Source organism: Flavobacterium franklandianum (assembly GCF_007097365.1).
Taxonomy (GTDB): Bacteria; Bacteroidota; Bacteroidia; order Flavobacteriales; family Flavobacteriaceae; genus Flavobacterium; species Flavobacterium franklandianum.
Map to the genome: position 1 here is coordinate 328,149 of NZ_VJZR01000001.1, position 23,437 is coordinate 351,585.

The following is a 23,437-nucleotide window of genomic DNA, read 5'->3' on the forward strand; positions in this document are numbered from 1 at the left end:
CAGTCTATTTGTCATTCCGACGTAGGAGGAATCTAAACAAAATTGAGCAACCAACAGAGATTCCTCCTACGTCGGAATGACAAAAATAACGAAAACTATTCCTGTAAATTATAAGTTATTATAGTGCAGAATTAACAATTTATGTCAAATGTAAAATTTCTAAATGTATCTCTGTCTAATAATTTACATAAATTTGCTTTATGTCAGAAACAATTCCAAATAGAAAAATCATACACATCGATATGGATGCTTTTTTTGCTTCGGTAGAGCAAATGGATAATCCTGCTTTACGCGGAAAACCCATTGCTGTTGGTGGAGCTGAAAATCGTGGCGTGGTGGCGGCAGCAAGTTATGAAGCTCGAAAATTTGGAGTCAGAAGTGCCATCAGCGGGGTTTTGGCCAAAAAAAATTGTCCTGATATTATTTTTGTTCGACCTCGATTTGATCGGTATAAAGAAATATCGAATAAAATTCAGAAGATTTTTCACGAATACACTGATTTGGTCGAGCCACTTTCGCTCGACGAAGCCTATCTTGATGTTACAATAAACAAAAAGGGAAATCCAAGTGCTACTTTATTAGCACAAGAAATCCGGTTGCGCATTCTTAACGAAGTGGGTTTAACGGCTTCGGCTGGGATTTCGGTCAATAAATTTGTTGCAAAAATAGCCAGTGATTTCAATAAACCAAACGGTCAAAAAACGGTCAATCCCGATGAGGTTATTCCTTTTTTGGAAGTATTGCCCATCAGGAAATTTTATGGAGTGGGAAAAGTGACCACCGAAAAAATGTATCAATTAGGTATTTTCTCTGGCTTGGAACTCAAAAGTAAATCGTTGGAATTCCTCGAAAAACATTTTGGAAAATCAGGAAATTTCTATTATAATGTCGTGCGAGGCATTCACAACAGTGAAGTAAAATCAGATAGAATTACAAAATCAGTGGCAGCCGAACACACTTTTGATGTTAATCTTTCTTCAGAAATTTTTATGTTGGAACAGTTGGATAATATTGCCACTTCATTAGAAAAAAGATTAAAAAAGGACCATATCGCTGGAAAAACAATTACACTTAAAATAAAATACAGCGACTTTACCCAACAAACCCGTAGCAAAACCTTAGCTTATTTTATCTCTGACAAAGGATTGATTCTAGAAACGGTAAAAGAACTATTGTTTCAGGAGCGAATGAAAGATTCGGTTCGATTGCTTGGAATATCCTTAAGTAATTTAAACACCGAAGAAAAAAAGACGGTTGTAGTGCAGTTGAAATTTGCTTTTTAACAAAAAAACCACACTCGAAAGTGTGGTTCTATAACTTGAAAATTTTTATTCTTATTTTCGATTGAGTTTAGATAGCAATCTTAAAAACTCAATATACAACCAAACCAAGGTGATGATTAATCCCATTGCGGCGAACCATTCCATAAATTTTGGCATTTTTTGTTCTACTCCTTTTTCCATTCGGTCAAAGTCTAAAAACAAATTTAAAGCAGCAATTACAATTACAAAAACACTAATTCCAATGCTCATCATCGAATTGCCATAATGTACAGGTACAAAGCTGGTAAACATAGAAAACATCCAAGAAATCAGATAATAAGTTGCTATGGCAAGTGTCGCAGCAACAACTACAGATTTGAATTGTTCGGTTACTTTTACAATTTTGAATTTATATAATCCCAAACAAACGGCAAACGTTACAAATGTGGCTCCTACAGCCTGAATCACAATTCCGGGATATTTGGCTTCAAAAATGGCAGAAACTCCACCAATAAATAATCCTTCGAACAAGGCGTAACCTGGAGCTAAAACGGGTGAATATTGAGGTTTAAATGCTGCAATTACTACCAAAATTAATCCTACGATGGCGCCACCAATAGTGGGTAACATTGGGTTCATGCCATTAAAAGCCATCCACCAAACAACGATTGCTGATGCGGTAAGCAACAAAAATAAAATTAAAGTTTTATTGATTGTTCCTGCCAATGTCATGTCTTGGTTATAATCAATAAGTGTTGCATTATGTACTTTGCTATCAGTAGATGCCGATGTAGCGGAAAATGATTTATGGTTTAAAAAAGGATTTTTCGATTCGAATGCCATAGTATTTCAGATTTAGTTTTATCAAAGATAGTTTAAAAATTAAATTAAGACCAAAAAAAATCCGCCTTGAATATTGCTAAAAAAGGCGGATTTGATGGTATGTAAATTTTATGAATTATAAAATTTCCGAAACTCTTAAAGTGTTTACCATTCCTTTATCTTTTAATGGCATCGCGGCCAAATTGATAAGATAATCTCCTTTGGTTACAAACCCTTTTTCTCTTGCTATTTCATTTACATCGGCAATAGTATCATCGGTACTTTTCATTTTATCATAAAAATAAGATTTTACTCCCCATAACAAATTGAGTTGCGTAAGGATTCTTTTATTAGAGGTAAAAACAAGAATATGAGCTGATGGTCTCCAAGCCGAAATTTGGAAAGCAGTATAACCGCTATTAGTCAAAGTACAAATTGCTTTTGCTTCGATAATGTTTGCAGTAAGTGCCGCGTGATGACAAATTGTTTTGGTAATAAAACGGTTTGTTCTTACTTGTGGGGTATTTTGTGGCACTTTGATAAGTGGAGAATCTTCTACCGCTTCAATGATTTGAGTCATTTTTTCGATAACTTGAACAGGATAAAGACCAGCAGCAGTTTCGCCAGAAAGCATAACCGCATCAGCACCATCCATAACAGAGTTAGCGACATCATTTACTTCGGCACGAGTTGGTGTCAAGCTAGTAATCATAGTTTCCATCATTTGTGTAGCTACAATTACAGGGATTCTAGCGGTTTTGGCTCTAAGAATTAATTCTTTTTGCACAAGCGGCACTTCGTGGGCTGGAAGTTCTACACCTAAATCACCACGGGCTACCATCAAAGCATCGCAATAAGCGACAATTTTATCGATATTTACTAGTGCCTCTGGCATTTCTATTTTAGCAATAATAGGAATTTTTTCATCAGAATGTTTTGCAATTAATTCCTGTAAGTCCTGAAGATCTCTGGGTGTTTTTACAAATGAAAGTGCAATCCAATCTACTTTTTGTTCGATAGCAAAAATTGCATCGGCGATATCTTTTTCAGTTAAAGCTGGAAGAGATATTTTTGTGTTAGGAAGATTAACCCCTTTTTTGGATTTCAATTCACCGCCTTGAATTACCTTGGCTATTACTTCAGTTTTTTTGTCGGTTTCAATAATTTCAAAAATAAGTTTACCATCATCAAGCAAAATACGTTCTCCAGGATTCACATCGTTTGGAAAGTTTTTGTACTTCATGAAGACTTTTTTAGCAGTTCCAATAATGTCTTCAGCAGTTGTAAACGTAATTAAATCACCATCATTTACAACTACACCATCTTCCATAATTCCTACGCGAAGTTTTGGGCCTTGTAAATCTCCCAAAATTGCTGTGGTATAACCAAACTCTTCGTTAAGTTGTCTAATAATTGCAATTCTATCCTTTACATCATTATAATCAGCATGCGAAAAATTGATTCTAAACACGTTTACACCTGCGTCAATCATATCCTTTATGATTTCTCTTGTACTACATGCAGGCCCGAGAGTGGCTACAATTTTTGTTTTTTTGTTTGTTGACATTGATATTAAAAAATTAAATTATTTTTCGATTTTATTTTATGTGTATCTACAGAATAGGCTGTTGATATGTTTTCAATTGTATTCAATAGAAGCTGAATTTCTTTGATGTCCATTACTTCTTCTGTGTTTTCTATTTTTAAAAAATAGTCCACTTTTTTAAATTCAGGAAGTAAAAACACTTTTGTTGACACTTCCATATTTATATTTGAAAATAGATTTTGATTGTTATCTTTTTTCTGTTGAATTACTTCATTTTTATTTTGAATCAAATTCCAAGAAATTTCTTTTTCTTTATCATAATAATAAAATCTTGAGAAATTTGTCTCACCTTCTTTTATGTTGATATGAATTTCATTCTTGTTACTTCTTAAATTTATGGGCAGTTTTTTATTGATAAAATAGGCTAGTCTATAGTCTTCTAATGAAGTATGAATAGCCACTAGTTGATAATTAATTTCGTCAAAATCTTCAAAATCTAATTTATGAACAGCCATTTTATTAAAAAAATAAGGTGTAAATATAGTATTTCTATTGTAGCATTGACTTCAAAAAAAGCAAGTTTTTATAATTGAAAAACGAAAACGTTGTAAATTAAAGAAAATTCGGCTATTTTGCATCGATTTTTTTTTGAAACGCAAAATAGGCTCTTTGTGAGGCTTTTTCTTCTGCTTTCTTTTTTGAGGTTGCTCGAGCTTTTGCAATAACTTTATCGTCGATGCTCAGTTTTACTCCAAAAAAGCGTTGTCCATCAATTCCGTTATCTTCAAAAATATCATAGTTAAATTGTTTTTTTTCTTTCTGACACCATTCAATCAACAGGCTTTTATAGCTGATTACTTTTCCTTCCAATCTAGCAATATCTACATAAGGATTAATGACTCTTTTTTGAATAAACTTTTCGCAATATTCATATCCTCGATCCAAATAAATCGCGCCAACCAAAGATTCAAAAATATTGCCGTGAATGTTTTCTCCAAAATGTTGCACAGGAACTTTACTGTCTATAAATCGAACAAGATTTAGATCTTTCCCAAGTTCGTTTAGGTGTTCTCTACTCACAATTTTGGATCGCATTTTTGTTAGATAACCTTCATCACCAGCGGGTACTTTATTGAATAAATGTGCTGCAATTACTGAGCTTAACATCGCATCTCCAAGAAACTCTAGTCGTTCGTAACTAAAAACATTTCCTTTTTCATCTAGTTTATTAGAGGAACGATGCGTGAATGCTTTTTTAAAATACTCAAGGTTAATGGGTACAAATCCTAGTATTTCGCTGATAGCATCAAAAAAAATCCCGTCTTCAAGAGAACGGGATTTTGAAAATATTTTTCTAATTAGTCTCATTACTAAGAATTAGATGTCTAATTTTTTTACTAAAACGCAAGCATTATGGCCTCCAAAACCAAAAGTATTGCTCATCAAAACCTTCACCTCTCTTTTTTGGGCTACATTAAAAGTGAAGTTTAATTTAGAATCAATGTTTTCATCATCAGTAAAATGATTTATTGTGGGAGGAACAATTCCGTGTTTTATCGAAAGGATAGACGATATGGTTTCTATTGCACCTGCTGCACCAAGTAAATGACCCGTCATTGATTTTGTAGAGTTCAAATTCATGGTATAAGCATGCTCCCCAAAAACATGTAAAATAGCTTTTGATTCTGCTAAATCTCCAAGAGGAGTCGAAGTTCCGTGCATATTTACACCATCAACATCGGTAGGTTGTAATCCTGCGTCTCTCAAACAGTTTAGCATTACATTTTTTGCGCCTAATCCTTCTGGATGTGGAGCTGTAATATGATAAGCGTCTGCCGACATTCCACCTCCGCCAATTTCACAATATATTTTTGCACCACGAGCTACAGCATGTTCGTATTCTTCAAGAATTAATGCGCCAGCACCTTCTCCTAAAATAAAACCATCACGGTCTTTGTCCATCGGTCTGGAAGCTGTTTTTGGATCATCATTTCTGGTTGATAAAGCGTGCATGGCATTAAATCCACCCATTCCTGCTATTGTTACTGCGGCTTCTGAACCACCAGTTACCATTGCATCTGCGTGACCTAATCGAATGTAATTGAAGGCGTCAATAATTGCATTTGTAGAAGAAGCACAAGCGGAAACGGTTGTGAAGTTTGGGCCTCTGAATCCGTATTTGATTGAAATATGGCCGCCAGCAATATCGGCAATCATTTTTGGTATAAAGAAAGGATTGAATCGAGGTGTCCCATCTCCTTTGGCAAAATCAAGCATTTCATTTTGAAAAGTTTCCAATCCACCAATGCCTGAACCCCAGATAACACCCACTCTGTCTTTGTCTAATTTTTCAAGATTGAAACCAGCATCTTTTACTGCTTCTTCAGCAGTAACGATCGCATATTGTGCATATCGATCCATTTTTCGGGCTTCTTTTCTGTCTATAAAATCTTCGACATTGAAGTTTTTTACTTCGCAAGCAAATTGGGTTTTGTGCTTTGAAGCATCATAATGAGTTATTGTCGCGGCTCCACTAATTCCGTTAATAAGGCCATCCCAGTATTCTTGTACATTATTTCCTATAGGAGTAAGTGCTCCTAACCCAGTTACTACAACTCTCTTTAATACCATAACCTACGGTTTTTATCTATTTTCAACAAATAAAACCCACGCTTTCTTATCTGTAAGACTAGTACAAAAGAGACATGGGTAATTCTATTTTAAATATTGTTTTGATTGAAATTCAATCGAAATTTGGTTTTAAAATAATAACACCCAATATTTAATAAATTCAAATATTCAAAAAACAAATCCTAATTTATGGAATTTAGAATTCTAAAATTTGATATTTTAAAATTGGGTGTTTTTTATTATTTCTTAGCTTCTTCGATATAAGAAATCGCTTGGCCTACAGTAGCAATGTTTTCAGCTTGATCGTCTGGAATTTGAATGTCAAATTCTTTTTCGAATTCCATGATAAGTTCTACTGTGTCTAATGAATCAGCTCCTAAATCATTAGTGAAGCTTGCTTCTGTTACAACTTCGTTTTCGTCAACGCCTAATTTGTCTACAATAATCGCTTTTACTCTTGATGCAATGTCTGACATAATCTTTAATTTTAAAATTTAATTTGTTGGCAAAAATAAAAAACTTTATTTTAAAACAACTATTTAGTTAATAAATGTGACAGCTAATTTATAAAATAAATTTAACAAAGACTTCATAATGTTATTTATTATCACTTTTTATTCTTTTTTTTGCACAAATAAAATCAATTTGGTTATGAAGAAAATAGTAATTTTCGCTTCTGGATCTGGTACTAATGCTGAAAACATTATAAAATACTTTAATAGCACAAACACAGGAACAGTCGTTTCTGTTTTTACAAACAACTCAAATGCAAAAGTGATTGAAAGAGCCAAAAACTTTGAGATTCCAACTGAAATTTTCTCAAAAGAAGAATTATTTTCAGGCAAAGTCTTACAAAAACTACTTGCTATAGCCCCGGATTTGATAGTTCTTGCCGGTTTTTTATTAAAATTTCCTAAAACTATTGTCGAAATTTATCCCAATACCATAATTAATATCCATCCAGCTTTGTTGCCAAATTACGGCGGAAAAGGCATGTACGGAATGAATGTACACAGAGCTATTGTCGAAAACAAGGAAAAAGAAACTGGGATTACAATTCATTTTGTCAATGAAAATTACGATCAAGGGAATATTATTTTTCAAAAAAAAGTAACCGTTTTGGTTACAGATACACCCGAAGTTGTCGCCGAAAAAATACACGAACTAGAACAAAAGTATTTTCCTAAAGTAATTGAAGACCTCCTTATTTCTAACTCCCAACTCCTAACTTCTAACTTCTAACTTTGAATCACGACGTACATATATATACAGATGGCGCTGCTAAAGGAAACCCCGGTCGTGGCGGTTATGGCGTTGTGATGGAATTGGTAGGAACGCCGCATAAAAAAGAATTTTACGAAGGTTTTCGTCATACCACTAATAACAGAATGGAATTATTGGCTGTAATTGTAGGTCTCGAAAAACTAAAAAACCCGAATATGAAAGTTTTAGTAGTTTCAGACTCTAAGTATGTAGTAGATTCTGTTGTGAAAAAATGGGTTTTAGGTTGGGAGAAAAAAGGTTTTACAGACAGGAAAAATGCTGATTTGTGGAAACGATTCCTAGTTGTTTACAGAAAACACCACGTCGATTTCAAATGGATAAAAGGGCATAACAATCATCCTCAAAACGAACGATGCGATGAATTAGCTGTTATGGCTTGTATGCAAAAGGAACTTTCAGTGGACTCTTTTTACGAAAATACGAGTGGGTAATAATTATATTTGCGTAATTGCTAATTCACTTTTTTTGTATTTATTCGAAATTAAATCTTTGTTAATCGTGCTGTGGATAATTTGGGCCAAGGCTTCAATTGTCCTAATTTTTGCATATGGACGATAGTAAATAATGCTCATTTCACGAACCGGAATGGGAGCGTTAAAAAAACTGACCTGTTTTTTTCTTTCGGGGGAAAGGGTGTTGTAATATAATTCCGGAATCAAGGTTAATCCTCCAAATTCGTCAATCATATTTAATAAAGTGTCAAAAGAACTAGCTTCAAGTTTTAAATTTTCAACCATTTGTTCTTTTTTCTTTAAAGAGCACAATTTAATAAATTGTTCTCTAAGACAATGACCTTCTTCCAAAAGCCAGATTTTATGATTTCTAATTTCATCGGGTAAAATATAATTTTGAACTGGATCGATGTCGCCATACACCATTAAAGTTTCATAAAACAAGACGATATCTTCAATTCCGGCGTCATTTAAAGGTGTTGCAACAATTCCCATATCGAGTTGCCCTTCTTTCAGCTGCTTTGTAATGGAGAACGTTGTTAGTTCTGAAATTTCCAGTTTTAAATCAGGATAGTTTTCAAAAATAGGTTTTATGATTTTTGGCAGGAGAGAGTTTGCGATTGTGGGGATGATTCCAATTTTAATTTTTCCTTCAATTTTTCCATTATTTTTTTTGGCATTTTCTTTCAAAAGTTGGCTGTGAAGAACGACTTTTTTTGCATTGTCCACAGTTTCCTTTCCAATTTCTGTTGTTTCGGTTGGATTTTTCTTTCGGTCAAAAATAATTATTTCAAGCTCTTCCTCTAATTTTTTGACCATTGTGCTCAATGTTGCTTGAGTGACATTGCAATACTCTGCAGCCTTGGTAAAGTTTTTCAATCGATCTACCGCAATTATGTATTCTAATTGTTGGATATTCATGGTTATAGATGTTGTCTATGACAAATATAGAAAATTTCAGTTATGTCAATATAGATTTTGTGAATATTTTTGCAGCAACAAATAAATAAAAAATAGTTTTATGAAACAAAAAGTACTAGTTTTATCAATAGTAATGGCGGTAACCCAGCTAACTTTTGGTCAAACATTAACAACAAATTCCGGAGCTCCGGTAGGTGACAATCAAAATTCAAAAACGATAGGGCAAGATGGACAAGTCCTTCTTGAAGATATTCATCTGATTGAAAAATTAGCTGCCTTTGACCGGGAACGTATCCCGGAAAGAGTGGTTCATGCTCGTGGAACCGGCGCTTTTGGAGAATTCGTTGCAGTCGCAGATTTTTCGGATGTTACTATGGCCGATTTCTTAAATAAAGCGGGTAAAAAAACACCATTATTGGTTCGCTTTTCCACCGTAACGCATCAAGCCGGTTCTCCTGAAACCTATCGTGATCCTCGTGGATTTGCAGTCAAATTTTATACAGAACAAGGAAATTATGATTTAGTAGGAAACAATTTGCCTGTTTTCTTTATCCGCGATGCGATGAAGTTCCCGGATATGGTTCATGCATTTAAGCCTTCTCCAATAACAAATGGCGCTTCAGATCCGAATCGGGTATTTGATTTCTTTTCAAATGTACCAGAATCAACACATATGTTAACTTGGGTATTTTCTGATTATGGAATTCCAGCGAATTTTCGCCAAATGGAAGGCAACGGAGTACATGCTTACAAATGGGTAAATGCGAAAGGCGAAGTTACATATGTAAAATACAAATGGGTTCCACAACAGGAAGTTCGTAATTTATCACAAGCAGAAGCCAATGCAATTCAATCTACACAAATTGAACATGCTACTTTGGATTTGCGTAATGAAATTGAAAAAGGGAATTTTCCAAAATGGGATTTGTATGTTCAAATGTTGAAAAAAGAAGATTTTATAGCTCTGGATTTTAATGCCGTTGATCCTACTAAAATTTGGCCTGAAAAAATTGCTAAGTTGATCAAAGTGGGAACAATGACTTTGAATCAAAATCCGTCCAATTATTTTCAACAAATAGAGCAAGCTGCTTTTTCACCAGTAATTTTGGTTCCAGGAATAGAGCCTTCGGAAGATAAATTATTACAAGGGAGATTGTTTTCGTATTCTGATACACAACGCCATCGTTTAGGAGGGAATTTTCAACAAATTCCAGTAAATATGCCTAAAAATGGAGTGAACACCTACAATGAAAATGGGTATATGTCGTTGCGTCCTCAAACTGGTGATGTAAATTATCAGCCATCAACAAATAAACCTGAAGTAAAAGAGGATACAAAATTCAAATATTCGAAATCAGAATTTGTAACCGTTACAACAGCACAGTCAAAAATTTCGAAACCAAATGATTTTGCTCAAGCGGGCGATTTGTACCGTTCTTTTTCTAAGAAAGATCAAGATGCATTAATATATAATTTATCAGGAGCATTGAAACAGGTGAAAAACAAAGTGATTGTTGCTAAAATGATTGCTCATTTTTATCAAGCGGATAGAGAATACGGCATGCGTTTAGCAAAAGAGCTTAATATGGATCGGAAAGAATTAGAGTCTTTAATGATGCAATAACGGTTAGTAAACTTAATATAAGGAGCGTTTTTTAGCGCTCCTTTATTTATATTTTTAAAACATGAAAAAAATAATTTTCACACTATTGATTTTAATTTCTGGTTTTTTGAATGCTCAAAACACAGCTGTTTTTGAAGCGGCAAGAACGAATGATTTAAAAACGATTGAAAAGTTTATAAAGGAAGGGAATGATATCAACTTATTAAATTCCTCCGGTTATAGTTTGCTTATTCTGTCCGTTTACAATAATAATTATGAGGTTGCAGCGTATTTGATTTCGCAAAAAGCAAATTTAGATATTCAGGATTCTTCCGGTAATTCCGCTTTGATGGGCGCTTGTTTTAAAGGGTATTCTTCCTTAGTAGAATTATTATTAATACACAAAGCAAGTCCAGATTTGGTAAATTATAATAAGGCGAATGCTTTATTTTTTGCAGCAACTTTTGGTCAGGTAAAATGTGTTGAAATTTTGTTAAAATATAAAGTTAATACGCACCAAAAGGACATTTTTGGAAAAACGGCTTTGGACTATGCAGTGAACCAAGAAAATGACGCCATCGTTACCTTGTTGAAATAAAGATATTTTGATTTATCTTTAACATGTGAAAAATAAAAACTTTTATTACCAGCGGGTAAATTATTAAAAAGCTACCATTTAAATTGGCAAAACTTTACAATTAAGACCCGTTGCAACTCTAAAACTTATAAACTATCTTTGCCGCTTAATTCGAAACTCACATAATGAATAAATTATTGATTGTTGGAACCGTTGCTTTCGACGCTATTGAAACGCCTTTTGGCAAAACTGACAAGATTTTGGGTGGTGCAGCAACTTATATTGGGCTTTCTGCTTCTCATTTTAACCTTGAATCTGCTATTGTTTCTGTTGTTGGCGATGATTTTCCACAAGAATATTTAGATTTATTGACCGATAGAAACATTGATATTTCTGGTCTTGAAGTGGTCAAAGGTGGAAAAACCTTCTTTTGGAGCGGTTTGTACCACAACGATTTGAACTCTAGAGATACATTGGCAACAGAATTAAATGTTTTGGCTGATTTTCAACCAAAAGTTCCTCAGAATTTCAAAACTGCCGATGTCGTGATGTTAGGAAACTTGCATCCATTAGTACAAAGTAGCGTTTTAGACCAAATGGATGTCAAACCAAAATTAGTAGTTCTTGATACCATGAATTTTTGGATGGATTGTGCCTTACCAGAATTATTGGAAGTGATAAAACGTATCGATGTTATTACCATCAACGATGAAGAAGCAAGACAATTATCAGGAGAATATTCATTGGTAAAAGCAGCAGCAAAAATCCATGCAATGGGCCCCGAATTTGTAGTAATCAAAAAAGGAGAACACGGCGCTTTATTGTTTCACAACCACCAAATTTTCTTTGCACCAGCTTTGCCATTAGAAGAAGTTTTTGATCCAACAGGAGCTGGAGATACTTTTGCAGGAGGTTTTGCAGGATATATTACACAGAGCGAAAACATATCATTCGAGAATATGAAAAACGCCATAATTTATGGATCTAATCTCGCTTCCTTTTGTGTAGAAAGATTTGGAACCGAAAGAATGGTACATCTAGATAAGGATGAAGTGATTGCGAGATTACAGCAATTCAAATCTCTAACTCAATTTGATATAGAAATATAAAAAATTTGCCTCGAGATTTCGAGGCTTTTTTTTATTAAGAATAAACGTAATTTATCAGATTTAAAACTAATAATTTGCGATAAAAAAACTAACTACAAATTACAACAACACGATGAGCGACGCAATTAAACACGAATGTGGCATTGCCCTTTTAAGATTAAAAAAACCGTTAGAATTCTACAAAGAAAAATACGGAACTGCTTTCTACGGGATAAAAAAAATGTATCTCTTGATGGAAAAGCAGCACAATCGGGGTCAAGATGGAGCTGGTTTTGCAAGCATCAAACTAGATGTTGAACCTGGCGAACGATACATAAGTAGAGTACGGTCGAATGATGCGCAACCTATTCAAGATGTATTTAAACAAATAAATGACAGGATTAACGAAGAATTGGCTGCGAATCCTGAATATGCAGACAATGTAGCTTTACAAAAAAAGCATATTCCTTACATAGGCGAATTGTTTTTAGGGCACGTTCGTTATGGAACTTTTGGAAAAAACAGCATTGAAAGTGTTCATCCTTTTTTACGTCAAAATAACTGGATGCACCGAAATCTAATTTTGGCTGGAAATTTCAATATGACCAATGTTACTGAGCTTTTTCAAAGTCTAATTGAATTGGGACAGCATCCAAAAGAAATGGCGGATACAGTTACGATAATGGAAAAAATTGGACATTTCTTAGACAATGCTGTAACCGATTTATATCAAGAATGCAAAAATAATGGATTGAACAAAAGAGAAGCTTCACCTGTTATTGCCGAAAAATTAGATATCGCCAGAATTTTGAAGAGAGCTTCCAAAAATTTAGACGGTGGTTATGCTATGGCAGGACTTTTAGGACACGGTGACGCCTTTGTTTTTAGAGATCCAGCAGGGATTCGTCCAACTTATTTTTATGAAGATGACGAAATTGTAGTTGTTGCTTCTGAAAGACCTGTTATTCAAACGGTTTTTAATGTGCCTTTTGAAAAAGTGCAGGAATTACAACCTGGAAACGCTTTAATCATCAAGAAAAATGGAACTGTTACCGAGGAAGAAATTCTACCACCAACCGTAAAAAAAGCTTGTTCTTTCGAAAGAATTTATTTCTCTCGAGGTAGTGATGCCGAAATATATCAGGAGCGAAAAAACTTGGGGAAACTTATTCTTCCAGCAGTTCTCGATGCTATTGATGATGATACAGACAACACCGTTTTTTCGTATATTCCAAATACAGCCGAGACTTCTTTCTACGGAATGGTCGAAGCTGCTCAGGATTTTTTGAACCAAAGAAAAAATAATTACATCCTAGAAAATAGAAAAAAATTAACCAGAGAAAAACTGGAGGAAATACTAGCTGTAAAAATTCGTACCGAAAAAGTGGCTATCAAAGATGCCAAACTGAGAACTTTTATCACAGAAGACAGCAGTCGCGATGATTTAGTTGCACACGTTTATGATGTGACTTATGGTGTAATAAAACCAACAGACAATTTGGTGATTATTGATGATAGCATTGTTCGCGGAACTACGTTAAAAATGAGTATCATCAAAATGATGGATCGTTTGAAACCCAAAAGTATTGTTATAGTTTCATCAGCACCACAAATTCGTTATCCGGATTGTTATGGAATTGATATGGCAAAATTAGAAGGATTGGTTGCTTTTAGAGCGGCGTTAGAGCTTTTAAAAGATAGAAATTTGTATCATATTGTAGATGAGGTTTATGTCAAATGCAAAAAACAGGAAGATTTACATGATAATGATGTTGTAAATTTTGTCACCGAAATTTATGCTCCATTCCAACCACAAGAAGTTTCTAATAAAATAGCAGAACTCTTAAGTTCGCCTGAAATCAATGCCGAAGTTAAAATTATTTTCCAAACCGTTGAAAATTTACATATTGCTTGTCCAAAGAATTTAGGGGACTGGTATTTTACTGGTGATTATCCAACACCTGGAGGTAATCGTGTTGTAAATAAGGCGTTTATGAATTTTTATGAGGGAAAAGATGCAAGAGCTTATTAATAAGTTGATGTTTTAGTATTTCATCGAGTATTTTAGTATTTCGTCTAAAAAACTTGTGCAAAACAGTATTTCAATATATATTTGTCTCACCATAATATTAGTAGGTTAAGTTTATGGTAGATTTGGGGCAAAAAGGGTGAAAGAAATTTCACCTTTTTTATTGGAATAAAGTCAAGGAAGATTTAGTTTTTTTTGCCTTAAATTTCATTAATACAGCTTTACCTCTTGTATAAATTATTGTGGTCGATATATTCCCAAACTTTTTCAGGCAAAAGCGGACGAACATTTTTCTTGCTTTTTATGTTTTTTCGAATAAAGGTCGATGAAATTTCTACAATGGGAGCATCAATGATATGAATTTTGGGATTGTTTTTATAAATCGAATTTTCTAGTTCCGATGAAATGCGAGGATACACATAGATTTCGTGATTTTGCAAAATGACCTCGTGATTCTTCCATTTGTGCAACGAATTTAGATTGTCTTCGCCCATAATCAACGAAAACTCATAATTTGGATGTTTGTCCTGCAAATGTGCCAATGTATTCAAGGTATAATTGGGTTGTGACAACTTGAACTCAATATCCGAAGGTTTGATTTTTGGATACTCTTCGGTGGCCAAAAAGACCAATTGCAGTCGTTGGTAATCGTCTAATAAAGCTTGCTTGTTTTTCAACGGATTGTGTGGCGTCACGACCATCCAAATTTGATCCAAACCTGAATATTCGGCAAAGTGGTTGGCAATAATCAAGTGCCCAATATGGATGGGGTTGAATGTTCCGAAATACAATCCTATTTTCATAGATTTAATTGAAAGATTTAAAAATTAAAAGATTTAAAAATTAATGTCACTTTTCGTAATTTTTCAATTATTAAATCTTTCAATTCTTCAATTTATTTGTTAACAAAATCCTTTACCAATTGATGGGCTTCTTCCAACGCAATATCCAAATCGTAGTTTTTGATAATGACGTCAAATTGTGGTGCTGTCGCCAATTCTACGTGGGCTTTGGCTATACGCATATTGATTTTTTCGTCACTTTCGGTAGAGCGTTCTTTGAGTCTTCTTTTGAGTTCGTCCACACTTGGTGGTTTCACGAAAACGGCCAAAGTTTCTTCTGGAAATTTATGTTTGATGCGCAAACCTCCAGCCACGTCAATGTCGAAAATAACGTTTTTTCCTTGAGCCCAAATGCGTTCGACTTCACTTTTCAGAGTGCCGTAAAAATTGTCTCTATAAACTTCTTCCCATTCCACGAAATCTTCGTGTTTGATGTGCGTTTTAAAATCTGAAAGTGACATAAAGTAATAATCTTTCCCACTTACTTCTTCGCCACGAGCTTCACGCGTTGCTGCCGAAATAGAAAACTCTAAATTCAAGTCTTCTTGCTTTAATAAATGTCTAACGATGGTGGTTTTCCCTGATCCTGATGGTGCCGAAAAAACTATTAATTTTCCTTTTTTCATTTATATTGTTTTTGGTAGAGACGCGATTAATCGCGTCTTTACGGTATCAATCAATTAATTGTGTTTACAACACATTCAAAACCTGTTCCTTGATTTTTTCCAATTCGTCCTTCATCATCACAACCAGTTTTTGCATTTGAGCGTGATTCGATTTGGAACCCATAGTATTGATTTCTCTTCCCATTTCTTGGGTGATGAATCCTAGTTTTCTGCCGTTGGCTTCCGTTCCGTTGATGGTTTCCAAGAAATAATCCAAGTGGTTGGTCAAACGAACTTTTTCTTCGGTGATGTCTAATTTTTCTAGGTAATAAATCAATTCTTGTTCAAAACGGTTTTCGTCCACATTTACTTTCAATTCAGAAATTGCAGTTTGTAAACGGTCTTTTATCGCTTGAACACGTTCTGGATCAAGAGCCAAAGCGTCGTTCATATATTGACGAATGTTGCCAATACGCAATTGGAATTCTTTTTCCAAAGAAGCGCCTTCATCTTTTCTAAAATCTCCAATATATTCCAAGGCTTCCAAGATTACTTTTTGAATTTCAGACCAGTCATTTTCGTCGATTTCTTCTCTTTCGGTTTTTAAAGTGTCGGGCATTCTGATGGCCATTTTCATCAATTCCGTTTCATCTGCATCGGGATATACTTCACGTAATTGAGCGATGTAGGCTTTCACAATCGGCACGTTCACTTTCGTCGAAGTTTGCTCGGCGGTACTTTCGATAAAAATAGAAAAATCCACTTTTCCTCTTTCGAGTTTCAAGGCAATTTGGTTGCGTAAACCCAGTTCCATTTCGCGGTAAGACGAAGGCATTCGAACGCTTAAATCCAAACCTTTACTGTTCAAGGATTTTACTTCTACTGTAATTTTTTTGGTTGGTAATTGCAAGCTTGCTTTACCAAATCCAGTCATTGATTGTATCATATTATTTTCTAAAAGAGTTCAAAGATAATTAAAAGTTTGCAGTGTTCAGTATTCAGTATTCAGTGAAAGAGTTTGTTTTATTTATTGTGAAACTGAACACTGAATACCGAACACTGTTTTACTTCTTCTGTGTAACTAAATATACGCCTGTAAATATCAAAATTGCCGAAATTATTTTCACTAAAGTTAGTTCGTCTTTTCCTAAACTAATAGCAAAAACGGTTGCGAAAAACGGTTGTAAATACACAAAAACTGCGACAGTGGTGGGTTTTAATTCTCGCATCGAAAGCAAATTCAGCATATAAGTTCCGAAGGTCGAAAAAACCACTACAAAACCTATTTTCCAATAAATATCCATTGGCATCGCAGTCCAATCAACGGTTTGGAATTGGCTCCAGCCAAAGGGCAAAACCATTATAAAACCAATCAAATAAATCCATTTGGCAAAGTTGAAAGGGTTGTATTTTTGCATCAATTTTTTAACGATGACCAAGTACAATCCGTAGGAAGTAGCGTTGACGAAAACCAGAAAGTTACCTAAAGTTGGATTGCTTGCATTTCCCGAAGATTTCCCGTAAAGGATGAGAAATGCGGTCCCAATTAAACCTAAAATAATCCCAAAAATCATTTTTTTTTGCATTCTTTCTTTGAGGATTATTGCCGAAAGTATCAGAACAATTATGGGCGTCGAAACCATAAGCACTGATGCTGAAATTGGCGATGTAAGGCTCAATCCTTTGAAAAAAGCAAGCATATTTAAAGCCACTCCAAAAAATGCAGCCCAGAATATTCGAGGATAATCTACTGGATCAATTTTTTCTTCCCTAATTGCTGCTGAATTTCTGCTGAAAAGCCAAACCAACCAAAACAAAATGGTGGCTCCGCCCACTCGCAATATAATGAAACCATAAGCGTCAACATACTCTGGCATTACGTCTTTGGCAATGGTAAAAGTTAACCCATATATTATGGAAACGATTGTTGCGGCAACAAGCGCGATTGTTCTATTAGACATTCGATAGTGCTTTCATTACTTGGAGCATATTTTGCTGGGTATTTCCAATGTATATTTTGCCGTCAATAATAAAAACGGGCCGACTTAAAAAAGTATAATGCTCTAGAATATATTTTTTAAAATCGGCTTCGGTCAAGGATTTATTCTTTAAATCCATCGATTTGTAGAGTTGTGCTTTTTTGCTAAAAAGGGCTTCGTAACTTCCCGAAAGTTGGTACATTTCTTCCAATTCTTCTGCCGTAATTGGGTCTTGTTTGATGTCGTGAAACTTCAAATTATGGTTTTGTGGCAGCGATTTGATGATTTTTCGACAGGTATCGCAGGAAGCGAGATAGTATATTTTGTTCATAATAGTAAGTGCAATTTCTTTGTGCAAAGAAAATTCATTTACCACGGAAAATGATTATTTTTATCAAAAATTTAAAAAAATGAATCAAACATTCGAAATCACCAGAACGAGCAGAAAAATAGTATCTCAATTTTTAGACTACTACTCTTTAGAACAACTCAACAAAATCCCCGAAGGCTATAAGAACAATCTTATTTGGAATATTGCACATATCGTCGTAACACAACAATTGTTGGTCTATAAATTCTCAGGTTTGCCTATGATGGTTTCGGACGAATTGGTGCAGAAATATATGAAAGGAACCAAGCCGGAACTAGATGCAACCCAAGCCGATGTTGATGAAATCAAGTATTTGTTGCTAGGAACCGTTGACAAAACTGAAATTGATTTTAATAATGATGTTTTCAAAAACTACCAAGAATACCCAACTTCTACAGGTTTCGTTTTGAATAGCGTTGAGGATGCAATGGTTTTTAATAATTTCCATGAAGGGCTTCACATTGGGATTATGATGGGTTTAAGAAAGTTTGTTTAAATCACTTTAACAACAAAAATCCCAATGCTGAAACTATTTCTAGCATTGGGATTTTGTGTTTTTTAGAAGTTAGTTTCTGCTATTGTAAGTAATAAATGTAGCCCACATTGAACCATACATTCCAGTCATTGGCTTTATTTTCTTTGTAAAACTCCGGATTAGGGTTTAGCCCATCTACCCAGTCTGAAAAATAATATTGCATTCTTAAATCGACCATCAAATCGGATAAAGGAGACAGTTTATAACGGGTTCCTACACTTGAAATCACAGACCAAACCGAGCCGGATTCAGTAGAAAATCCGTAAGAACGATCATCAGTTGGTGTTAAATATTTTGGAAAAGTAGTCAAAGGTGTTCCTAATGGCCCCATTGTAGACCAAGCTTTTGCGTTATAAAAACTATATTGCCCACCAAGACTAATAAAGGGGCCGAAACTTCCTATTGTTTCGGTAAAGTCACGAATACTCAAAGGGAAAAATTCTAATTGCATCCCAATATTGGTTACAGCAGTGCTTCCGTTCATTGCTTTTAATTGTTCTTTTCCAAGAGAGGGTTTCCCTTCAATCCATTGCCCAAAATGATCTAATTCTGTTTTGTTATAGGACAATTCACTTCTTAACTTGAAGTGATCATTAAAATAAGTTTCGGGAGTATAACAGTTACATTCAGCAGTATAAGAAAAATTCATATAATGAATTATTCCTATACCATATCCAGTGTTGCCCGCATTTGTTGATAAATCATATCTTTCGCCATAGTCAGACTGAAAGGCTACTGGTCCAGCAATTGCTCCAATTTCGTGAGAAAATCCAAATTGAGCATTGGCTACATTCGAAAGTCCAAAAAGAAGTAATAAGCAGAAAAATGTAATAGATTTTGGGATCATTATTATAAATTACTTTTTTACAAATATATAAAAACATCAATCATTCCTAATATTTGGAAGTAAATATAATAAAACGATAAATATTATATGTTTTGTTTAAACAAAACATACGATTTTTTGTATTTTTATAGCAATAGTTTTGATTTTAAATAAAATCATTCCAACTTCAATAAAAAGAACTTCTAGGAATTAAGAAATCCGTAATTAGGTCGTAAATAGTCGCATAAAATGTATATTTGTAATTGCTAACGAAAACGTTTTCTTAAAGCGTTTCTAATCTAAAAATTATGTCACAAAGTATTGCTACATTCATTGAATCGGTTGCAAAAAAAAACCCAAACGAGCCAGAATTTTTACAGGCTGTTATGGAAGTTGCTGAAACTGTTATTCCATTTATTGAAGAAAATAAAAAATACCAAAACAAAATGCTCTTGGAAAGAATGGTCGAATCAGATCGAATCATTATTTTTAGAGTGGTTTGGATTGATGATATAGGTAAGACACAAGTAAATAGAGGCTATCGAATTCAGATGAATTCAGCCATTGGACCCTATAAAGGAGGAATTCGTTTTCACCCTTCGGTAAACCTAAGCATTTTGAAATTTCTTGCTTTCGAGCAAACTTTTAAAAACAGTTTAACTACATTGCCTATGGGTGGTGGAAAAGGTGGAGCAGATTTTGATCCAAAAGGGAAATCAGATAATGAGGTAATGCGTTTTTGTCAAGCTTTTATGACCGAATTGTCTAAACATATTGGTTCTAATACGGATGTTCCTGCTGGAGATATTGGTGTTGGTGGTAGAGAAGTAGGATATATGTTTGGTCAATACAAAAGACTCAGAAATGAATTTACAGGTGTTTTAACTGGAAAAGGAATTTCATTCGGAGGGTCTTTAGTCCGACCTGAAGCAACTGGATACGGAAATGTATATTTTGCCAATAGTATGTTGGTGACAAAAGGTGATAGTTTTTCAGGCAAAACAGTAGTTGTTTCTGGTTCAGGAAACGTAGCGCAATATGCTGTAGAAAAAGCAACTCAATTAGGAGGTAAAGTAGTTACAATGTCTGATTCTGCAGGGTATATTTATGATGCCGATGGGATTGATGCTACGAAATTGACCTACATAATGGAAATAAAAAACGAGTTAAGAGGAAGAATTAGTGATTATTTAAACAAATATCCTAATGCAAAATACTTTGCAGGAAAACGTCCTTGGGAAGTGAAATGCGATATTGCATTGCCTTGTGCCACACAAAATGAATTAAACCAAGAAGAAGCCAAAATGCTTGTTGCCAATGGTTGTATTTGTGTTTCAGAAGGAGCTAATATGCCAACGACACCAGAAGCAGTACATGTTTTCCAAAAAGCTAAACTATTATTTGCGCCAGGAAAAGCATCAAATGCGGGTGGAGTAGCCACTTCAGGACTCGAAATGTCTCAAAATTCTTTACGATTAAGCTGGTCATCTGAAGAAGTTGACGAAAGATTAAAAGGAATTATGTTGGCAATACACGCCTCGTGTGTGAAATATGGCACAGATCAATCGGGCTATGTTGATTACGTAAAAGGAGCCAATATTGCAGGATTTGTAAAAGTGGCCGATGCTATGCTAGCTCAAGGAGTCGTTTAGACTTTTTTATAAAATACAAAAGGCCTTCATTCAATCTGAAATTCAGATTTGAATTGAAGGTCTTTTTTTGTGTAACAAAATCCAATTACTTTCGTTTGTATTATATTTGTGAACGAAATATTAATTCAAATGATAAAAAACGGGTTTCAGTATCTTGTATTTCTTCTCTGTTTGCAAATAGGTTTCGCCCAAAACACTATGTTATGGCAAGGCTATTTCTCCTATAATGATGTTAGAGATGTGTCTCAATCTGCAACGACCATTTTTGCTGCCTCAGAAAACGCTTTGTTTTCAAAAAACAGCAGTACAAATCAAATTAAAACCACAAACACTATCGATGGACTTTCAGGGCAAACTATCGTGTCTTTATATTATAGTCCAATATCCAATAAAACTCTTGTAGGCTACGAAAACGGTTTGATGACTGTGATCAATGAAACCGATGGCAGTATGCTAAACATTGTCGATATTATCAACAAACAACTTCCAGCCAACATAAAAAAAATCAATCATTTTATGGAATACAATGGGATTGTATATGTTTCCTGTGATTTTGGAATTGTTCAATTCAACTTAGCTACAATGCTTTTTGGCGATACTTATTTTATTGGCAACAATGGAGCTGAAATAAGCGTTTCCCAAACGGCAGTATTTAATGGTTTTATCTATGCATCAACAATTGATGGTATAAGAAAAGCCGATATTGCGAATAAAAATTTAATTAATTTCAACCAATGGACACAAATTGCCACGGGTAGTTGGTCAAGCATAGAAACTTTTGACACAGAACTTATAGCCATAAATGCTACTGGAAATATTCACAAATACAATTCAGGCTCTAATTCATTTACTGCTTATCTTCAACTTCCACAAGCCGCTGTCGATATGAGGGCTTCGGGGAATTATTTACTAATTACCACGCCAAATAGTGTTTCTATTTATAACAAACAATTGATTCTTGTTCGCCCAATAAACAGCAGTCAAATTATAGATACTCTGGTAAATTTCACTTGTGCTACCATTATTGAAGGTAAAATTTATATTGGAACAAAAGAAAACGGAATTTATACAACTACAATTTCAGTTTCATCAGCTTTTGAAAATACAATGCCATCAGGGCCTAGCCGTAACAATATTTTTGCACTTCAAACAACGGCTTCTTCGCTCTGGGCAGTATATGGCGATTATGATTTGTTTTATAATCCGTTTCCAAAAGACAGTTACGGAATAAGTAAATTTAGCGAAAAAGGATGGTTAAACATTCCTTACCCGAAAGTACTTGGGGCTAAATCCTTGATTAGAGTTGGTATTAATCCTAGTAATGAAAATGAAGTATACTTGGGTTCTTTTGATGCCGGGATGTTAAAAATAGAAAATGATATTCCTAGCTTTTTATATAATCCAACAAATAGTGCAATAGAAGCAATTTTTAATACCAATGATGTTTGGTTAAATGGACTAGTTTTTGATAAATCGGGAAATTTATGGGTGAACAATAGTCAGGTTGATAATGCAATAAAAGTCCTTAAAACTGATGGAACTTGGCAAAGTTTTTCGACAAAATCAATTATTGGCAACCCCAAAAACACTACTTATGGGAGAATGTCTATCGATAAAAACGGGACAAAATGGACTGTTACTATTAATAATGGGCTTATAGGTTTTAACGAAAAAGGCAATATATTTAAAAAATTAACTGTAGGTGTTGAAACTGGAAACTTGCCATCAGAAGATGCTCGAGTGGCGGCAGTAGACAATAATAATCAGCTCTGGATTGGAACTTCAAAAGGATTAAGAGTTTTGTCTAATGTAAATAGTTTATTAACAGAAGATAAATTAACAACAAAGCCAATAATCATATTGGAAGATAATCTTGCACAAGAATTAATGTATGAACAATTTATTACTGACATTGTTGTAGATGGAGCTAATAATAAATGGATTGGAACAGCAGATTCAGGAGTGTTTTTAGTGTCTCCGAACGGGCAAGAAACCAAATATCATTTTACAATTAATAATTCTCCTTTACCCAGTAATACCATAAACGATATTGATATAAATAGTACAACTGGAGAAGTTTTTATTGCCACGACTAAAGGAATGATTTCTTTTAAAGGAACAGCAACATCCGCAAACGAAGATTTAAGCAATGTATATGTTTATCCCAATCCAGTGCGTCCAGAATACGAAGGAACAATCAAAATCACAGGATTGTTAAACAAAGCGACCATAAAAATCACCGACATCGAAGGAAATCTAGTGTACGAAACCACTTCCGAAGGAGGAACAATTGAATGGGATACAACAGCTTTTGGGAAATACAAAGTCGCTTCTGGCGTGTATATGATTTTTGTTTCCGCTCAAGATGGTATCGAAACCAAAGTAAAAAAAGTAATGATAATTCGGTAATTTT

General features: G+C 34.4%; 23 protein-coding genes. 10 read left to right on the plus strand and 13 right to left on the minus strand.

From position 1 onward, the window contains the following. Positions 1–200: 200 nt before the first annotated feature. A complete protein-coding gene (dinB, locus tag FNW17_RS01445; RefSeq protein WP_144070717.1) occupies positions 201–1,283 on the plus strand; it encodes a DNA polymerase IV in 1,083 nt (360 codons plus the stop codon). A gap of 51 nt (positions 1,284–1,334) precedes the next feature. Here dinB and FNW17_RS01450 read toward each other — a convergent pair whose 3' ends face one another. The 6 genes from FNW17_RS01450 to FNW17_RS01475 form a co-directional block, all read right to left on the minus strand. Beyond that, positions 1,335–2,105 carry a Bax inhibitor-1/YccA family protein gene (locus tag FNW17_RS01450; RefSeq protein ID WP_143390090.1) on the minus strand — a complete coding sequence of 257 codons (771 nt, stop codon included), beginning with the start codon at positions 2,103–2,105 and terminating at the stop codon, positions 1,335–1,337. Positions 2,106–2,220: 115 nt separating this feature from the next. Continuing rightward, the gene (pyk, locus tag FNW17_RS01455) at positions 2,221–3,651 is read right to left on the minus strand and encodes a pyruvate kinase (protein ID WP_143390091.1); all 1,431 of its coding nucleotides are present in this window, start codon (positions 3,649–3,651) and stop codon (positions 2,221–2,223) included. Between the two features lie 5 nt (positions 3,652–3,656). After that, entirely contained in the window at positions 3,657–4,145 is a 489-nt protein-coding gene (locus FNW17_RS01460; protein ID WP_143390092.1) for an IPExxxVDY family protein, read from the minus strand. A 112-nt stretch (positions 4,146–4,257) separates the two neighbouring features. Continuing rightward, positions 4,258–4,998, minus strand: a complete 741-nt coding sequence (rnc, locus tag FNW17_RS01465) for a ribonuclease III (RefSeq protein ID WP_143390093.1) — start codon at positions 4,996–4,998, stop codon at positions 4,258–4,260. Positions 4,999–5,007: 9 nt separating this feature from the next. After that, positions 5,008–6,261: a beta-ketoacyl-ACP synthase II gene (fabF, locus tag FNW17_RS01470; RefSeq protein WP_143390094.1), complete on the minus strand. Its 1,254-nt coding sequence runs from the start codon at positions 6,259–6,261 to the stop codon at positions 5,008–5,010. Positions 6,262–6,500: 239 nt separating this feature from the next. Continuing rightward, positions 6,501–6,737, minus strand: coding sequence for an acyl carrier protein (locus FNW17_RS01475; RefSeq protein WP_007137004.1), 237 nt, complete (start codon positions 6,735–6,737; stop codon positions 6,501–6,503). 175 nt (positions 6,738–6,912) lie between these two features. Between FNW17_RS01475 and purN the strand changes: the two genes are divergently transcribed. Next, positions 6,913–7,503, plus strand: a complete 591-nt coding sequence (gene purN / locus FNW17_RS01480) for a phosphoribosylglycinamide formyltransferase (protein ID WP_143390095.1) — start codon at positions 6,913–6,915, stop codon at positions 7,501–7,503. Positions 7,504–7,505: 2 nt separating this feature from the next. Further along, positions 7,506–7,976, plus strand: a complete 471-nt coding sequence (gene rnhA / locus FNW17_RS01485; protein ID WP_143390096.1) for a ribonuclease HI — start codon at positions 7,506–7,508, stop codon at positions 7,974–7,976. Positions 7,977–7,979: 3 nt separating this feature from the next. On the opposite strand, the gene FNW17_RS01490 is transcribed toward rnhA, so the two are convergent. Continuing rightward, a complete protein-coding gene (locus FNW17_RS01490; RefSeq protein ID WP_143390097.1) occupies positions 7,980–8,918 on the minus strand; it encodes a hydrogen peroxide-inducible genes activator in 939 nt (312 codons plus the stop codon). A 100-nt stretch (positions 8,919–9,018) separates the two neighbouring features. Here FNW17_RS01490 and FNW17_RS01495 point away from each other — a divergent pair, with 100 nt between their 5' ends. From FNW17_RS01495 to FNW17_RS01510, 4 genes are all read left to right on the plus strand, one after another. Then, entirely contained in the window at positions 9,019–10,542 is a 1,524-nt protein-coding gene (locus FNW17_RS01495) for a catalase (RefSeq protein ID WP_144070718.1), read from the plus strand. Between the two features lie 61 nt (positions 10,543–10,603). Next, on the plus strand, positions 10,604–11,119 hold the full coding sequence (locus FNW17_RS01500; protein ID WP_143390099.1) for an ankyrin repeat domain-containing protein: 516 nt from the start codon (positions 10,604–10,606) through the stop codon (positions 11,117–11,119). A gap of 164 nt (positions 11,120–11,283) precedes the next feature. Further along, the gene (locus FNW17_RS01505; RefSeq protein ID WP_143390100.1) at positions 11,284–12,207 is read left to right on the plus strand and encodes a PfkB family carbohydrate kinase; all 924 of its coding nucleotides are present in this window, start codon (positions 11,284–11,286) and stop codon (positions 12,205–12,207) included. 112 nt (positions 12,208–12,319) lie between these two features. After that, a complete protein-coding gene (locus FNW17_RS01510) occupies positions 12,320–14,218 on the plus strand; it encodes an amidophosphoribosyltransferase (RefSeq protein WP_143390101.1) in 1,899 nt (632 codons plus the stop codon). Between the two features lie 218 nt (positions 14,219–14,436). On the opposite strand, the gene nadD is transcribed toward FNW17_RS01510, so the two are convergent. From nadD to FNW17_RS01535, 5 genes are all read right to left on the minus strand, one after another. Further along, entirely contained in the window at positions 14,437–15,018 is a 582-nt protein-coding gene (gene nadD / locus FNW17_RS01515; RefSeq protein ID WP_144070719.1) for a nicotinate (nicotinamide) nucleotide adenylyltransferase, read from the minus strand. A gap of 92 nt (positions 15,019–15,110) precedes the next feature. Beyond that, entirely contained in the window at positions 15,111–15,683 is a 573-nt protein-coding gene (gene gmk / locus FNW17_RS01520; protein WP_143390102.1) for a guanylate kinase, read from the minus strand. Between the two features lie 64 nt (positions 15,684–15,747). Then, on the minus strand, positions 15,748–16,608 hold the full coding sequence (locus FNW17_RS01525; RefSeq protein ID WP_143390103.1) for a YicC/YloC family endoribonuclease: 861 nt from the start codon (positions 16,606–16,608) through the stop codon (positions 15,748–15,750). 118 nt (positions 16,609–16,726) lie between these two features. Continuing rightward, entirely contained in the window at positions 16,727–17,623 is an 897-nt protein-coding gene (locus FNW17_RS01530; protein WP_143390104.1) for a DMT family transporter, read from the minus strand. After that, positions 17,616–17,972 carry an arsenate reductase family protein gene (locus FNW17_RS01535; RefSeq protein ID WP_143390105.1) on the minus strand — a complete coding sequence of 119 codons (357 nt, stop codon included), beginning with the start codon at positions 17,970–17,972 and terminating at the stop codon, positions 17,616–17,618. Before FNW17_RS01535 ends, FNW17_RS01530 begins: the two co-directional genes overlap by 8 nt. Positions 17,973–18,051: 79 nt before the next feature. On the opposite strand from FNW17_RS01535, the gene FNW17_RS01540 reads away from it, so the two are divergent. After that, on the plus strand, positions 18,052–18,507 hold the full coding sequence (locus tag FNW17_RS01540) for a DinB family protein (protein ID WP_143390106.1): 456 nt from the start codon (positions 18,052–18,054) through the stop codon (positions 18,505–18,507). A gap of 79 nt (positions 18,508–18,586) precedes the next feature. Here FNW17_RS01540 and FNW17_RS01545 read toward each other — a convergent pair whose 3' ends face one another. Then, on the minus strand, positions 18,587–19,393 hold the full coding sequence (locus FNW17_RS01545; RefSeq protein ID WP_143390107.1) for a THC0290_0291 family protein: 807 nt from the start codon (positions 19,391–19,393) through the stop codon (positions 18,587–18,589). Between the two features lie 287 nt (positions 19,394–19,680). Between FNW17_RS01545 and gdhA the strand changes: the two genes are divergently transcribed. Both gdhA and porZ read left to right on the plus strand, forming a co-directional pair. Continuing rightward, a complete protein-coding gene (gene gdhA / locus FNW17_RS01550; RefSeq protein ID WP_143390108.1) occupies positions 19,681–21,024 on the plus strand; it encodes an NADP-specific glutamate dehydrogenase in 1,344 nt (447 codons plus the stop codon). Positions 21,025–21,153: 129 nt separating this feature from the next. Then, positions 21,154–23,433, plus strand: a complete 2,280-nt coding sequence (gene porZ, locus FNW17_RS01555) for a type IX secretion system anionic LPS delivery protein PorZ (RefSeq protein ID WP_143390109.1) — start codon at positions 21,154–21,156, stop codon at positions 23,431–23,433. Positions 23,434–23,437 lie beyond the last annotated feature (4 nt).